The sequence below is a fragment of the Mesorhizobium sp. ES1-6 genome (assembly GCF_020164775.1).
Taxonomy (GTDB): domain Bacteria; phylum Pseudomonadota; class Alphaproteobacteria; order Rhizobiales; family Rhizobiaceae; genus Mesorhizobium.
Genome location: NZ_JAIUGU010000009.1, coordinates 17,279 through 31,368, shown reverse-complemented (window position 1 = coordinate 31,368; position 14,090 = coordinate 17,279). Strand labels below are relative to the sequence as shown.

At 63.5% G+C, this 14,090-nt stretch carries 12 protein-coding genes; 10 read left to right on the top strand and 2 right to left on the bottom strand.

The annotated features are described in order from the left end of the window. Positions 1–13: 13 nt before the first annotated feature. From LB564_RS21040 to LB564_RS21000, 9 genes are all read left to right on the top strand, one after another. Positions 14–1,174 carry a porin gene (locus LB564_RS21040; RefSeq protein WP_224540632.1) on the top strand — a complete coding sequence of 387 codons (1,161 nt, stop codon included), beginning with the start codon at positions 14–16 and terminating at the stop codon, positions 1,172–1,174. A gap of 133 nt (positions 1,175–1,307) precedes the next feature. Continuing rightward, positions 1,308–2,084, top strand: a complete 777-nt coding sequence (gene recO, locus LB564_RS21035; RefSeq protein WP_224540630.1) for a DNA repair protein RecO — start codon at positions 1,308–1,310, stop codon at positions 2,082–2,084. Further along, complete coding sequence (locus LB564_RS21030; protein WP_224540628.1) at positions 2,081–2,599, top strand: PaaI family thioesterase; 519 nt, start codon at positions 2,081–2,083, stop codon at positions 2,597–2,599. Before recO ends, LB564_RS21030 begins: the two co-directional genes overlap by 4 nt. Positions 2,600–2,680: 81 nt before the next feature. Then, positions 2,681–5,422, top strand: a complete 2,742-nt coding sequence (locus tag LB564_RS21025) for a DUF2339 domain-containing protein (protein ID WP_224540627.1) — start codon at positions 2,681–2,683, stop codon at positions 5,420–5,422. 172 nt (positions 5,423–5,594) lie between these two features. Then, entirely contained in the window at positions 5,595–6,113 is a 519-nt protein-coding gene (locus LB564_RS21020) for an RNA polymerase sigma factor (RefSeq protein ID WP_140710660.1), read from the top strand. Beyond that, positions 6,110–6,901: an anti-sigma factor family protein gene (locus tag LB564_RS21015; protein WP_140710662.1), complete on the top strand. Its 792-nt coding sequence runs from the start codon at positions 6,110–6,112 to the stop codon at positions 6,899–6,901. Before LB564_RS21020 ends, LB564_RS21015 begins: the two co-directional genes overlap by 4 nt. Positions 6,902–7,108: 207 nt before the next feature. After that, positions 7,109–8,206 carry a GNAT family N-acetyltransferase/peptidase C39 family protein gene (locus LB564_RS21010; RefSeq protein WP_140710676.1) on the top strand — a complete coding sequence of 366 codons (1,098 nt, stop codon included), beginning with the start codon at positions 7,109–7,111 and terminating at the stop codon, positions 8,204–8,206. After that, the gene (locus LB564_RS21005) at positions 8,206–9,669 is read left to right on the top strand and encodes a RimK family protein (protein ID WP_140710664.1); all 1,464 of its coding nucleotides are present in this window, start codon (positions 8,206–8,208) and stop codon (positions 9,667–9,669) included. The genes LB564_RS21010 and LB564_RS21005 overlap by 1 nt, the downstream gene beginning before the upstream one ends. A 17-nt stretch (positions 9,670–9,686) precedes the next feature. Continuing rightward, positions 9,687–9,959 (top strand): DUF3303 domain-containing protein, encoded by a 273-nt coding sequence (locus LB564_RS21000; protein WP_224540625.1) that lies wholly within the window; start codon positions 9,687–9,689, stop codon positions 9,957–9,959. A gap of 18 nt (positions 9,960–9,977) precedes the next feature. Here LB564_RS21000 and LB564_RS20995 read toward each other — a convergent pair whose 3' ends face one another. Beyond that, entirely contained in the window at positions 9,978–10,895 is a 918-nt protein-coding gene (locus tag LB564_RS20995; RefSeq protein WP_224540623.1) for a LysR substrate-binding domain-containing protein, read from the bottom strand. Between the two features lie 112 nt (positions 10,896–11,007). Between LB564_RS20995 and LB564_RS20990 the strand changes: the two genes are divergently transcribed. Then, the gene (locus tag LB564_RS20990) at positions 11,008–11,898 is read left to right on the top strand and encodes a fatty acid desaturase family protein (protein WP_140710670.1); all 891 of its coding nucleotides are present in this window, start codon (positions 11,008–11,010) and stop codon (positions 11,896–11,898) included. Positions 11,899–11,914: 16 nt separating this feature from the next. On the opposite strand, the gene LB564_RS20985 is transcribed toward LB564_RS20990, so the two are convergent. Next, positions 11,915–14,056: a putative bifunctional diguanylate cyclase/phosphodiesterase gene (locus LB564_RS20985; protein WP_140710672.1), complete on the bottom strand. Its 2,142-nt coding sequence runs from the start codon at positions 14,054–14,056 to the stop codon at positions 11,915–11,917. Positions 14,057–14,090: the final 34 nt, after the last annotated feature.

The window sequence follows — 14,090 nt, the reverse complement described above, 5'->3', positions numbered from 1 at the left end:
GAGAGGTCAGAAAATGAACATCAAGAGCCTCCTTCTCGGCTCAGCCGCGGCTTTGATCGCGGTGTCCGGCGCGCGCGCCGCGGACGCGGTCGTCGTCGCCGAACCGGAACCGGCCGAATACGTCAAGATCTGCGACGTCTACGGCGCTGGCTACTTCTACATCCCGGGCACCGAGACCTGCCTGCGCATCGGCGGCTACCTCCGCTATGACATCGGCGTCGGCGATTCCGGCACGCTAGATGGTGTCAACAACGTTCCAGACCACATGAACGGCGACAACCACGACACCTACTACAAGAACATGCGCTTCACGCTGAGGACCTATACCGGCCAGGAAACTGAACTCGGCACGTTGAAGACCTTCACCGAGACCCGCTTCCAGTTCGGCAACTCCTCAGCCGACTATTCGGTCGCCAATAGCGGCACTGGCTACCAGGCCGGAAACAAGAACACCAGCCTCAACTTCGCCTGGATCCAGCTCGGTGGCCTGCGCGTCGGTAAGGATGAAACGGCATACGACCAGTTCATCGGTTATGCCGGCAACGTCATCCAGGACACGATCATCCCGTACGGCATCAAGGACACCAACGTCGTCCAGTACTATTTCGACGCTGGCAGCGGCTTCACGGGTGTGGTCTCGCTCGAAGAAGGCACTGGTGCCAACACGATCGACAGCTATGTTCCGCATGTCGTCGGCGGCTTGAAGTACAAGGGCGACTGGGGTGCGATCACCGGCGTCGTTGCCTACGACAGCAACTACGAGGAAGTGGCCGGCAAGGTTCGCCTCGACGTCAATGTCAGCAAGGAACTGTCGCTGTTCATCATGGGCGGCTATGGCACCGACGACAACCTCACCGACCCGACAAATGCTATCAACGCGAAGGGCCGTAGCCAGTACAAGCCGTGGGGCGGCAACTGGGCCGTCTGGGGTGGCGGTACCTACAAGTTCAACGAGAAGACGTCGTTCAACGTCCAGGCTTCCGCTGACGACGACAAGAACTACGCTCTTGCCGCGAACGTCGCCTACACCATCGTCCCGGGCTTCACGATCACGACCGAAGTCGACTGGGATCACTACGGCAACTACGGCAACCCGTCCGTCTACGGCAACTGGTCCAAGGCCGACAAGAAGGACAGCGTGGGCGGCATCGTCCGCTTCCAGCGCAACTTCTAATCGATCGACTGACCCTACCAGGCCGCCCGCAGCGTATTGGCTGCGGGCGGTTTTTTATGCGTGGTTGCGAGAGCTGGCACGGGCGCCCGCCCATACCTTGATTTCGCCACCCGATCGGTGAAAAGCTCTGGGCATGGAATGGCGCGACGAGGGAATCATTCTCGGCACCCGCAAGCATGGCGAAACCAGCGCCATTCTCGAGGTGATGACGCGCGCCCATGGCCGCCATCTCGGCCTCGTGCGCGGTGGCCGTTCGCGCAAGCAGCAGCCCGTTCTCCAGCCCGGCAATCGCGTCGATCTCTTGTGGCGGGCGCGGCTTGACGAGCATCTGGGCACCTTCCAGGCCGAAGCGATCGAGATGAATGCCGCCCGGCTGATGGAAAGTGCCGTCGCCGTCTACGGCCTTCAGACGATGGCGGCCCATCTGCGCCTGCTGCCCGAGCGCGACGCCCATGGCGGCCTCTACGAAGCGCTTTCGGTGATGATCGTCCATCTCGACGATGCCGACGCCGCCGGCGAACTGGTGGCACGTTTCGAACTCCTGATTCTCGATGAACTCGGCTTTGGCCTCGATCTCAGCCAATGCGCGGCGACCGGCACCAAACAGGATTTGGCCTACGTCTCGCCGAAGTCGGGACGCGCGGTGTCGCGTGAAGCCGGGGCGCCGTGGCACGACAAGATGCTGGCGCTGCCGGCCTTCCTGCAGCGCGGCTCCGGCCTGCGCGCGGATCGGGCGGCGATCGCCGACGCCTTCCGGTTGACCGGGTTTTTCTTCACCCGCCACGTCTACGAGCCGCGCGGCATCGAGCAGCCCGACGCCCGCGCCGGCTTTCTTGCGGCGCTGCGCAAGCACCACGCGACACACCAGCCCATCGCCGTGGAGGACGCGGCCAGGGAAATCGTCCGATGAGCGAGGTCGAACTCTATCCGGGCCGGGTCTCGCCGCTCGGTCTTGGCACCATTCCTCATGCCGACATCCTGGAATACACCGGCCTGGAATTGCTGCAGCGACTCATCGACGGCAAATATCCGGCACCGCCGATCTCCTTCCAGCTCAGCTTCGCGCTGACCGAAGTATCGGAAGGCCGCGCCGTGTTCCGGGGTATGCCCAACGAACGTCATCTCAACCCGTTGGGGGGCGTGCATGGCGGCTGGGCCGCGACGCTGCTCGATTCGGCCTTGGCCTGCGCCGTGCAGACGTTGCTCGAAAAGGGCGAGGCCTACACGACGGCCGAGTTCAAGGTGAACCTCACGCGGCCGATCACACCCGGGACCGGCGAAGTCGTTTGCGAAGGCAAGGTGGTCCACAAGGGCCGCACGCTTGCCGTTTCGGAAGCAACGCTGAAGGATACCGGCGGCAAACTGCTGGCTTTCGGCACCGAGACATGTTCGATATTTCCAGCCGCCAATCTGGCGGCACGTTGAGTTTCAGCCGTTTGGCCGCCGCATTTGAATGTCAGTGAGACGAAACGTCAGTGAAAAATGGCCTGGTTTGGGGGAACCGCCATGTTTGAAAGCCTGATCGGCCTTGTCGCCATCATCGCCTTGTTCGTCATCATTTCGCGTCAGCAGAGCCGCATCGGCCTGATCGAGCGCGAGCTTGGCGCGCTGCGCAGTCTCGTGCTTTCGGGCGCGATGCCGCCCACGGTCAAGTCGGAACAGGATGCGGCCGAGGGCAAGGCCGACACGACGCCGGTGACGGCGCCTGCGGCCGATATTGCCCCACCGGTAGTCAGCGAGCCTGCAACCAGCGAGCCGGTACCCGCGCTGATACAGGCCACGGAGGCGCAAATTCCGGCCGAGGAGAGTGTGCCCGGTCCATGGAGCGCAGCCGAGGCAACGCCAGAGGCCGCGCCGGCTGCGGTCGCCAAGGCCGCTCGCCAGTCCGACGTCGAAACCGCGCTGGGCACACGTTGGGCGGTCTGGGTCGGCGGCATTGCGCTGGCATTGGGCGGCTTGTTCCTCATCCGCTACACCATCGAGGCCGGCATTTTCGGGCCCGGCGTGCGCCTCACCATGGCGGCGGTGCTCGGGCTTGTGCTCGTCGCCGGCGGCGAGTTCATTCGTCGCACCGGCTTCAAGGTGCCCGTGCAAGGTGTTGCCGGCGCCTATATTCCGGCGATCCTGACGGCGGCCGGTGCCTTCATCCTGTTCGGGACCGTCTATGCCGCACATGGCATTTACGGCTTCATCGGGCCAGCACTCGCTTTCACGCTGCTTGGCGCCATCGGCGTCGCGACGCTCGCCGCCGCTCTTGTCCACGGCCAGGCCCTTGCCGGCATCGGCCTCGTCGGCGCCATGGCAACGCCGGCGCTGGTTGCCTCGACCGCGCCAAATGTCTGGGCGCTGTTCGGCTACCTCGCCATCGTGCTCGCCGCCACCGGCGTCATCGCCCGCATGCGCGACTGGAAAGCATTGATGGCGGCCGCCTTTTTCGGCACCGGCATCTGGACCATCCTCTACATGACCGACGCACCGGGCGCGAACCTGTCCGCTATCCTGTTCATCGACGTCGTCACGCTGGCCGTGCTCGCTTTTGTCTGGCTGGGGAGTCGAGGCGAGATTGCGAAAGATGGCTTCGACTGGCCATCGATCGTGCCGGGCGCTTTCGTCGCGTTTTCGGCGCTCGGCCTGTCGGTCGACTCGACCTTCGTCGCCGCCGGCTATGCCTTGCCGGGCGCCTTGCTTCTCGTCGCCCTTGTGGCCACCGCACTCTACCGGCCGCGCGCGGTGCCGCTGCTGCACGCCGCCGGGCTGGTGACCGTGATGATCCATCTCGGCATCATTCCACCCACCACCATTGGCTCCGATTTGTCGCAAGGCAATTTGGGCTTTGACGGTCTGCCGGTGGCGACCGGAAACGCCTTGACGCTGCGCATCGGTATTGGGCTCGGCCTTGTCTTCATCGCCGCCGGTTTGTGGGCCGCGCGCCGCTTCGCCGCATCGGCGCGGATCCGCGCCGCATGTTGGGCCGCGTGGGGTATCGTCGCGCCGCTGGTCATCCTGCTGGCGCTCTGGTTCACCTACGGCAATCTCGACCGCGACTTTGCCTATGCCGCCGTCGCGGCCCTGCCGGTCGTGGTCTTTGCCGCCGGTGGCGAGTGGATCGCGCGCGCCGAGGAGCCGCCGCTCAAGGGCGGCATGGCGGTGTCGTTCGCCCTGGGCGGCGCGGCGGTCGCAGGCCTCCTGATGTTGCACATGGCTTTTGATTCTGGCTGGACCACCATCCTGCTCGGTGCCGCCGCAATCGTGCCGGCGCTCGCCACGCGCTGGCGCTCTTATCCCGTGCTCGGCTGGATTTCAGTCGCCGCCGTCGTCGCGGTGCTGGGCCGCGTCGCCTTCGACCCGACGATCGTCGGCGCCGAGTTTCTATCGACGACCCCGGTCTTCAACTGGTTGCTGCCGGGCTATGGCGTGCCGGCGCTCGCCTTCGGCTTCGCGGCCTGGCAACTCGCTCGCACCACCAGTGGCCGGCCGCGCCTCGCCATGGAAGCGGCGGCCGCGCTGTTTGCGCTGCTGACGCTCGCCATGCTGGTGCGCCACGCCATGCATGGCGGCGTCATCAACAGCGATGCGCCGACGCTCGCCGAACAGGCGATCTACACGCTGATCGCCTTCGGCGCCGGCGCCATCCTGATCGCCATCGACAGGCGCTCGCCAAGCTCGGTGCTGCGCTATGGTTCGATGGCCGTGGGCGTGGTCTCGGTCGCCTTCGTCGCCATCCAGCATTTCCTGGTGCTCAATCCGTTGTTCACGGACGAATCGACCGGCCGGATCCCGGTACTCAACCTGTTGTTCCTGGCCTATCTCCTGCCGGCGGTCGCCGCCGCTGGTCTGGCGCTCTACAGCAGGGGCAAGCGGCCGAAATGGTATTCGGCGATGCTGGCGCTGGTGGCGGCGTTGCTTGCCTTCGCCTATGCCACGCTCTCGGTGAGGCGCTTGTTCAAGGGCGAGTTCATCGGCTTGTGGAGCGGCCTTGGCCAGCTGGAAACCTATACCTATTCGGCGCTCTGGCTGGCGATCGGCGTGGCGCTGCTCACGGCTGGCGTCTGGCTGAAATCGCAGGTGCTGCGCATTGCCTCGGCCGCGCTGATCGCGATTGCCGTGCTGAAGGTCTTCCTGTTCGACATGTCGGAACTGGAAGGCGTGCTCAGGGCGCTGTCCTTCATAGGCCTGGGCGCGGTGCTCATCGGCATCGGCCTGTTCTATCAGCGGCTTTTGACGCGGGCGGCGAAGGAAAAAGGGTAATCGCCGGCGAATCATTGGTTTTATCGCCGGGCGGGAATAAACCGGCACCCGCCGGCGTTATCTCCTTGCTTGGGTGACCGGAGCGGTGGACCGCTTCGCGCTGGCTGCTTGCGCCGTGCCGGGAAGGCGCGTTCTATCGGGATCAACAAGGGCGACCTCAGAACCAGCGGTCATGGACGAAAAGAAGGCAGCAATCCTAGGCGAAATACCGCGCCTGCGCCGCTACGCACGCTCGCTCCTGCGCGACCGTGATTCTGCCGACGACCTCGTTCAGGACTGCCTCGAGCGTGCACTGTTGCGGCTTGACAACTGGCAGACGGGAGAAAGCCCCAGGAGGTGGCTGTTTACGATCATGCATCATTTGTTCATCGACCAGATGCGCAAGGTGAACCGTCGCGGCGAAGCCGCGATGCTGCCGCTGGAGGCGGGCGAGGCGGTTGCCCAGCCGGCCGAACAGTTGGAGGGCATTGCTTCGCGCGAGATCATCGACGCATTGCAAGCGATCAGCCCTGATCGCCGCGCGGCCCTGGTCATGGTCGCCATCGAGGGCTTTTCCTATGCCGAAGCCGCCAACATTCTGGGTGTGCCCGCGGGCACGCTGATGTCACGCATCGCGCGTGGGCGTGAGGAACTGCGCGGGCTGCTGGACGACACGGCTCGCCGCCGCGCCATAAGGATCGTCGAGAAATGATCCGCCGCGATTTTTCCGAACGGGACATCCACATGGCGCTCGACGGCGAACTGCCGGCCGATGAGCGGGCCGCCTATGATGCATGGCTCGATGCCAATCCGGAGATGAAGGCGAGGAGCGTCCGCTTCACCGCCGACCGCGAGGCATTGCGTGCCGCCTTCGCTGGCGTGCCGGATGAGCCTGTTCCCGCGCGCTTGCGCAAGGTGGTGCTCGGCGAAGCGCCTGTTAAGACAGTCGTGCCACGCTCACGCTGGTGGCTTGCCGCCGCTGCGGCCGTGCTTCTCGCCACGGGCGGATTTGGCGGTTACTTTGCCGGCATCGACGGCTTCGGGCAGGAGGATCCGGCGGAGGATCAACTGGCCGAACAGGCGATCGCCGCCCATGTCATCTACGCCGCCGAGAAGCGGCATGCGGTGGAAGTGCCGGCCAGCGACAAGGATCATTTGCAGACCTGGCTGTCCAACCGGGTCGGCCTGAAGCTGGTGGCGCCGGATCTGAGCGCTAACGGCTTTCAGCTGATCGGCGGCCGGTTGCTGCCGGCCGGTGAAAGCAAGGCGGCGATGCTGCTCTACGAAGACGACAAGGGCGAGCGTATATCCCTCTTCGTGACGGCGGAATCGGCCGAGAATGCCAAGGGTACCTACGCCTCGGCGCAGGACGGCCCGCAGGCCGTCTACTGGCTGGACAAGGGCTATGGCTGCGCCGTCGTCGGTTCGCTGCCGCGCGAGCAATTGGCGGTCGTGGCCAGGAATGCCTATGGCCAGCTTCTGGCCGGTCTCGCCGGCTGAGACGTTGCGATCTTGCGCGGCCGGCTGGCTTGAAGAACAGCGATTGCGTGCAAAGCTTGCCGGCTTCCTTGCCGCCGGGGAAACTGTCACAATTCGGCCCTAATCAAGGAGCGATAGCGCTTGATGAATGCCGGCGTTTCGGCCGGTGTTCGCGACGCTTTTGACCGGGGCCGTTTCCGCAACGCAATCGAGGTTTTCTCAAGCCGCATGCCTGCCGAGATCCGCACGGCCCGCGCGTCCGACGTCGATGATCTCGCCGCCATCGAGAAGGCTGTGTTCTCGAGCGACCGTATCTCCCGCCGCTCTTTCCGTCAGTTCATCGAGCGCGAGACCGCCGAGACGCTAGCCGCCGAAATCGACGGCCGCGTCGGCGGTTACGCGATCGTGCTGTTTCGCAAGGGCAGTGGTGTGGCGCGGCTTTATTCCATAGCCGTCGGCCCGTTTTTCGGCAGGCTCGGCATAGGCCGTCAATTGCTGTCGGCGGCGGAAGAAGCCGCCTTCGAACATGACCGCATGATGCTGCGTCTCGAAGTGCGCGAGGACAATGGCCGTGCCATCCGCATCTACGAGCAGGCCGGCTACCGCAAGATTGGCCGCGAGCCGGGTTACTACGAGGACGGTGCGACGGCGCTGCGCTACGAAAAAACCCTGCGCGGCGACCTTCCGGTCGCCACCAGGGTGCCGTTCTACCAGCAGACCTGCGAGTTCACCTGCGGGCCATGCTGCCTGATGATGGCCATGGCCAATTTCGATGGTGGCTTCGTACCCGACCCGGTGATGGAAATCCGACTCTGGCGCGAGGCGACGACCGTCTTCATGATGTCGGGACCGGGCGGCTGCGAACCATTCGGCCTGGCTGTCTCGGGCTATGAAAGCGGGCTTGCGGCGGAGATCTACGTTTCCTTCTACGGCGCGCTGTTCCTGCAATCGGTACGCAGCGCGGACAAACGCCGGGTCATGGAACTCGCCCAGGTCGACTTTCGCCGCCGCGCGGAACTTTACGGTATCCCGGTGAATTACCGTCCGTTCACCATAGATGATATCAGGGCGGCTCTCGCCGGAGGAAAACTGGTGCTGGTGCTGATCAGCGGCTTCCTGATGTTCGGCAAGAAGGTGCCGCACTGGGTGCTCGCCATCGGCGATGATGGCGACCATATTCTGATCCACGATCCGTGGGTCGAGGATGAAAGGCAGGAAACCATCCTTGATGCCGCCAACATTCCCGTGCCTTACGGCATCTTCATGAACATGGCGCAGTTCGGCCGCGACGGACTGCGCGCCGCCATCACTTTGGGAAAGAGATAATGACCTGGGTCATTCTTACCGGCAGGCAGAGCGATCTCGACCAGGTGGCGACACCGCACAAGATCATCACCAATCGCGACTATCTCGCGCATCCCTCGCTGTTCCGCGGACAGCGGCCGAAGGTTATCAACCTGTCGAACAATTACGGCTACCAGAGCCGCGGCTATTACGCCTCGCTGCTGGCGAGTTCGCGCGGACACAAGGTCATCCCGACCGTCGAGACGATGATCGACCTGTCGGAGCGCAAGCTCTACGAGCATGCCTTGCCGGAACTGGAACTGGCGCTCAACAAATGCCGCAAGGATCTCGGCGGCACCTTTCCGGCGAAGGTCTGCATCTTCTTCGGCATCGGCCCGTCCAAGGTCTGGGACCGTTTTGCCAAGCTGTTGTTCGACTGGTTCCGGGCGCCGGCGCTCGAAGTCCACATCAAGGACAGCGCCGAATGGGCTTCGATCCGCAAGATCGGCTTCCATCCGCTGGCGCGCATGACCGAGGACGAGGAAAAGAGCTTCATCCAGTGCCTGGAGACCTACACCAACCGCGAGTGGCGCGACACCAAGGGCCGCACGCCGGCGCGCTACACCTTCGCCACGCTGGTCGATCCGCATGAGGAATTGCCGCCCTCGGAAATCTCCTCGCTGCGCTACTGGGCCAAGATCGCCGAGAAGATGGGGGTCGAAATCGAACCCATCACCAAGAAGGACCTCGCCAAGCTGGCGAACTACGATGCGCTGTTCATCCGCGAGACCACTTCGATCTCCAATCACACCTACCGTTTCGCCCGCCGCGCCCAGCAGGAAGGCATGCCGGTCATCGACGACCCGCTGTCGATGATCCGCTGCACCAATAAGGTCTATCTCAACGAACTGATGGCCTACAACAAGGTGCCGGTGCCGCCGACGGTGATGATCGCCGGCACCTCGGATCTGGAGCTCGCGGCGCAGACGCTGGGTTTTCCGCTGGTGTTGAAGATCCCGGATTCCTCGTTCTCGCGCGGCGTCAAGAAATGCGCCAATTTCGAGGAGCTGAAGACGCTTGCCACCGAATGGCTGGAGGATTCCGACCTCCTGATCGCGCAGAAATTCATTCCGACCGAATATGACTGGCGTGTCGGCGTGCTCGGCGGCCAGCCACTGTTTGCCGTACACTATCTGATGGCCAAGAAGCACTGGCAGATCGTCAACCACAAGGCCAATGGCAAGCCCGACCAGGGCGGCATCAAGACCTTCACGCTGAAGGAGACGCCGGCCCATGTCGTCGAAACCGCTGTCAAGGCGGCGCGCTGCATCGGCGACGGCCTCTATGGCGTCGACCTCAAGGAGACCAAGGACGGCGTGTTCGTCATCGAGGTCAACGACAACCCCAATCTCGACCATGGCTGGGAGGATTCCGGCGAGAAGGACGAGGTCTGGGTACGGCTGACGCAGTGGTTCCTGGAGCGGCTGGACCGGCCGGGACGGTAATTCAACCGAGGGCAAAGATGCAGTTCATCGTGATCGAGGATTTCACCGGCTGCGACCGCAAGGATATCTACCGCCGCTTCCATGATCGAGGCCGTCTGAAGCCGGACGAGCTTGTCGTTCACCACAGCTGGATCGCGGCGGATATGAGTCGCTGCTTCCTGTTGGTGGAGACGGATGACGTCACGCTGCTGCAGCGATGGGTCATCGAATGGGCTGATCTGGTCGAGTTCGAGATCGTGCCGGTGGCGACGAACAAGGACATGGTGGCGGCCTTGAGCGGCCACCTCTGACAAACGGGAGCTGACAGGTCAGCGCAGCGCCGGCGAACCCACAGCGCGCCGGCATTCGCCGATAAGCCAATCGCGAAACGCGGTCACCACATCGCGCTTGGCGCTGCGCTCCGGGATGGTCAGGCAATAGGGCTGGCGTAGCGCGATCGCCCCGGCGGCGGGCCGGACCAGCCTGCCGTCCTCCACCGCTTCGGCGCAATAGATCCCTTGCGCCAGCGTCACGCCCAATCCGGAAATGGCCAGGTCGAGTGCCGCGCGCGATGAATTGGCCGACAGGCCGCGCCGCACTGCCCGGCCAGATTGGGCATTCGTCGCCTCCAACCAGTTGCGCCAGGACGGAAACGAAGCGCCGGTCGGTCCCCAATCCGTGTGGATCAGCGGCAGGGCGGCGAGCGGCTCGCCGTCTACCTTGTTGGTGCCGACAAGCTTTGGCGCGCAGACCGGATAGACGGCGTCCCTGGCAATGTCCTCGGTCGGATGTTCACGATAGTGCGGGCCGTAGGAGAGCCTGATGTCGATCAGTTCGCGGTCGAAAGGCACCGGGTCGTCATCGCCACGCAGCGATATGTCAGCAGCGCCATGGCTTTCGACGAAGCCGGCCAGACGCTGCGAAAGCCAGCCCATGGCCATGGATGGCGGCACCGAAACCACCAGGCGCGGGCGGAATGCATCGCCGCCCAGCTCGCGCGAGACGCTGCCGATCTCCTGGAAAGCCACGGTCAGCCGCGGCAACATTTCCACGCCGGCCTCGGTGAGGACAACGCGCCGGTTGACCCGCTGAAACAGCTTGCGGCCCATCTGCTCCTCCAAGGTGCGGATAAGCTGGCTGACGGCGGCAGCCGAGACCGAAAGTTCTTCCGCCGCCGCGACAAAGCTGCCCGTACGTGCGGCGGCTTCGAAAGCCTGAAGGCCTTTCAGGGATGGGGATGTGACCATGATCGCCAGATAGACAAGCTTAGCTTATCCAAATCGCAGGTATCGTCGTTTTTGGAAAGCTTTTTCGTGGACTAGAGTGATCTTCATCATTGTCTAGCCTGGATCGAAGCCGATGGACCATCGCGACATCATCGCGTCACTGACGTCAGAAGAGCGCAATCGCCTGACGGCCAAATCCGATGTCGCGGGCCTGTTCCAGTTCGGCGCTCACTTGGGCGCGATTGTCATCATTGGATCGCTGATCGCGGCCAAGGTGCCGTTCTGGCCATTGCTGATGCTGCCGCAAGGCATCCTGATCGTGTTCCTGTTCACACTGCTGCACGAGACGGTTCACCGCACGGCTTTCAATACGCAGCGGCTGAACGACGGCGTGGCGCGGCTGTGCAGCCTGGCCATCGCGCTGCCCGCCGACTGGTTCCGTTACTTCCACTTCGCCCACCACCGGTACACGCAGGATCCGGAAAACGACCCCGAGCTTGCCTTCCCGAAGCCTGAGACCTTGCGGCAATACATTGTCCACGTCTCGGGCCTGCCGGTGTGGTGGGGGCATTTCAAGACGCTATACATCAACGCGCGTGGGGACTGCCACGATAGCTATGTGCCGCCAAAAGGCCTGCCCAAAGTGCGCGCCGAGGCGCGTGCGATGATCGCGTTCTATGTCGTGATCCTGGCGCTTGCCGTGTGTTTTCACGCAACGGTGCTGCTCCATGTCTGGATCATTCCCGCTCTGTTGGGACAGCCATTCCTGCGCCTCTATCTGCTTGCCGAGCACGGCCGCTGTCCGTTCGTCGCCAACATGCTGGAAAACACCAGGACGACGCTGACCAACTGGGCGGTGCGCAAGCTGGCCTGGAACATGCCGTTCCATGCCGAGCATCATGCCTATCCCGGCGTGCCTTTTCATCAACTGCCGCGGTTTCACGCGCTGATCGAGCGGCACCTGAAGGTGGTCGAACCCGGCTATGTCAGCTTCCACGAGAAATACCTGGAAACGCTGAACTGAGTTCGCTCCGATGCTGTCAGCCGGTCTGGCTGCGCGGCGCACGCGCTTTCAACAGGCGCTGGATATCCGCTGCCTTCGACGGCACGCCGATCAGATAGCCTTGCGCCTCGACACAGCCATTGTCGCGCAGCATGTCGAGTTGCCTCTCGGTCTCGACACCCTCGGCCGTGACGACGATGCCAAGCTCGCTGGCAAGACCGATGATGGAGCGGACGATCGCCGCCGTGTCGCGGTTGCCCATGTCGCGAATGAATGATCGGTCGATCTTGATCTTGTCGACTGGAAAACGCCTGAGGTAGCCGAGCGAGGAATAGCCGGTACCGAAATCGTCAAGCGCGATGCGGATGCCGAGCTCACGCAACTGGCGCAGCGTTTTCAGCACGGCCTTGCTCTCGTCCATCAGTACGGTTTCGGTGATCTCCAGTTCCAGCTGTCCTGCCGGCACGCCGGAAAAAGCCAGTGCCGAGATCACGTCGCGGGCAAACCCGCTGCTTTTGAGCTGCACCGCCGAAACATTGACGGCGATGCGTAAACCGGGCGGCCAGCTTGCCGCCGCCGTACAGGCTTTCCTCAGTGCCCACTCGCCAAGCGGCACGATAAGCCCGGTTTCTTCGGCGACCGGAATGAAGTTGTCCGGCCCGACAGTACCGCGCGCCGGGGAATGCCAGCGCATCAAGGCCTCCGCGCCGATGATCTCGCCCGAAGCGATGTTCATGATGGGCTGGAAATCGAGATCGAACTCGTGGCGCCGTAGCGCGGCCTCCAGGTCGACTTCAAGCGCTCTGCGGGCCTGCACGACGGCGTCCATTCCAGGTTCGAAGAAGCGATAGAGGTTTCGCCCTTCGCTCTTCGCCCGGTAGAGCGCCGTGTCGGCGTTCTTCAGCAGCGTGTCGGCGTCACGGCCATCGGCGGGGAAAACGGCGATGCCCAGGCTGACGCCGACATGCATCTCGCGGCTCTTGTCGCGAAATGGTTTTGCGATGGCTTCGACGATGCGCTTCGCCAGTTTCTCGGCATCGGCAATCCCCTTGAAGTTCGACTGGATGATGACGAACTCATCGCCGCCGAAACGGGCGATCATGTCCGCATCATTGCGCAGGCAACGCTGAAGTCGTTCGGCCACGCTCTTCAACAGCCAGTCACCGGCGGGATGTCCCCAGGTGTCGTTGACCGCCTTGAAGCGATCGAGGTCGAGCGAGAAGATCGCCAGCGGCGTGGCTCCCACATCCTCCAGCGCGAGGTCGAGCCGTTCGCGAAACATAGATCGGTTGGGCAGCCCGGTCAGCGTGTCGTGATGCGCAAGATGGGTCATGCGCTCTTCGGCCAGACGGCGTTCCGTCACGTCGTCGAACGTCGCCACCCAACCGCCGCCGCTCATCGGCTGGCGCACGACCAGGATCGTCCTGCCGTCGGCAAGATGGCGGTACGTCGAGTGCATTTTCCCCGCCCGCCGGCAGGCTTCGGTCCTGGCGACCTCGCTGTCGACGTCGATCTTCGTGTAGATGCCGAGTTCCAGCAATCGTTCGAGCGCCTCGCGGTGTGTCGTTCCAAGCGGGAAGTCGGCCGCCGTGACATTGTACAGTTCCAGAAAACGCCCGTTGCGCACGATCATCTTGCCGTCGGCGTCATACATCAGCAGGCCTTGCGACATGTTGGCGAGCGCTGCGTCGAAGCGGCGATGCTGCTCCTTGAGATCCTGCTCGGCGCGCCGCTGTTCGGTGATGTCCTCGTAGATCGAGACCCAGCCGCCCGAAGCCAGCGGCCGGTGCGAGATAAGAATGATATGGCCGTCCGACAGGATTTCTTCGTAGGTCGAAGGTTTCGCCTGGTCGATATAGGGCCTGCGGATGGCGTAGAGCTCGTCGGCGCTCTGCGAGGCGACGCCGAGGTCGACGCTGTGCCGCAGGATGTCGATGAAGCCGATGCCAGGCCGCATCACCGTGGCGTCGAGATGGAATATGTCGATGTAGTTGCGGTTGCAGATGATCATGCGTTCGTCGGCGTCGAACATGCACAAGCCGTGCGACATGTTCTCGACGGCGGCCGAAAAGCGCTCGTTTTGTTCGCGCAGCTCATCTTGCATGCGGCGAGAGCGTTCCATGCCTTCGGCCGCCCGTTTCGGGACGACCGAACCATCCTTGACATCCACGACGGGCATGAGGCGCCCCTGCGGTGCTTGATCGAACACCACA

Coding starts and splice junctions, on each gene's coding strand:
- LB564_RS21025 (WP_224540627.1), top strand. CDS start 2,681: ATGTTTGAAAGCCTGATCGGCCTTGTCGCCATCATCGCCTTGTTCGTC.
- LB564_RS21010 (WP_140710676.1), top strand. CDS start 7,109: ATGCCTGCCGAGATCCGCACGGCCCGCGCGTCCGACGTCGATGATCTC.
- LB564_RS21005 (WP_140710664.1), top strand. CDS start 8,206: ATGACCTGGGTCATTCTTACCGGCAGGCAGAGCGATCTCGACCAGGTG.
- LB564_RS20985 (WP_140710672.1), bottom strand. CDS start 14,056: ATGCCCGTCGTGGATGTCAAGGATGGTTCGGTCGTCCCGAAACGGGCG.
- LB564_RS21020 (WP_140710660.1), top strand. CDS start 5,595: ATGGACGAAAAGAAGGCAGCAATCCTAGGCGAAATACCGCGCCTGCGC.
- LB564_RS21015 (WP_140710662.1), top strand. CDS start 6,110: ATGATCCGCCGCGATTTTTCCGAACGGGACATCCACATGGCGCTCGAC.
- LB564_RS21040 (WP_224540632.1), top strand. CDS start 14: ATGAACATCAAGAGCCTCCTTCTCGGCTCAGCCGCGGCTTTGATCGCG.
- LB564_RS20995 (WP_224540623.1), bottom strand. CDS start 10,895: ATGGTCACATCCCCATCCCTGAAAGGCCTTCAGGCTTTCGAAGCCGCC.
- LB564_RS20990 (WP_140710670.1), top strand. CDS start 11,008: ATGGACCATCGCGACATCATCGCGTCACTGACGTCAGAAGAGCGCAAT.
- recO (WP_224540630.1), top strand. CDS start 1,308: ATGGAATGGCGCGACGAGGGAATCATTCTCGGCACCCGCAAGCATGGC.
- LB564_RS21000 (WP_224540625.1), top strand. CDS start 9,687: ATGCAGTTCATCGTGATCGAGGATTTCACCGGCTGCGACCGCAAGGAT.
- LB564_RS21030 (WP_224540628.1), top strand. CDS start 2,081: ATGAGCGAGGTCGAACTCTATCCGGGCCGGGTCTCGCCGCTCGGTCTT.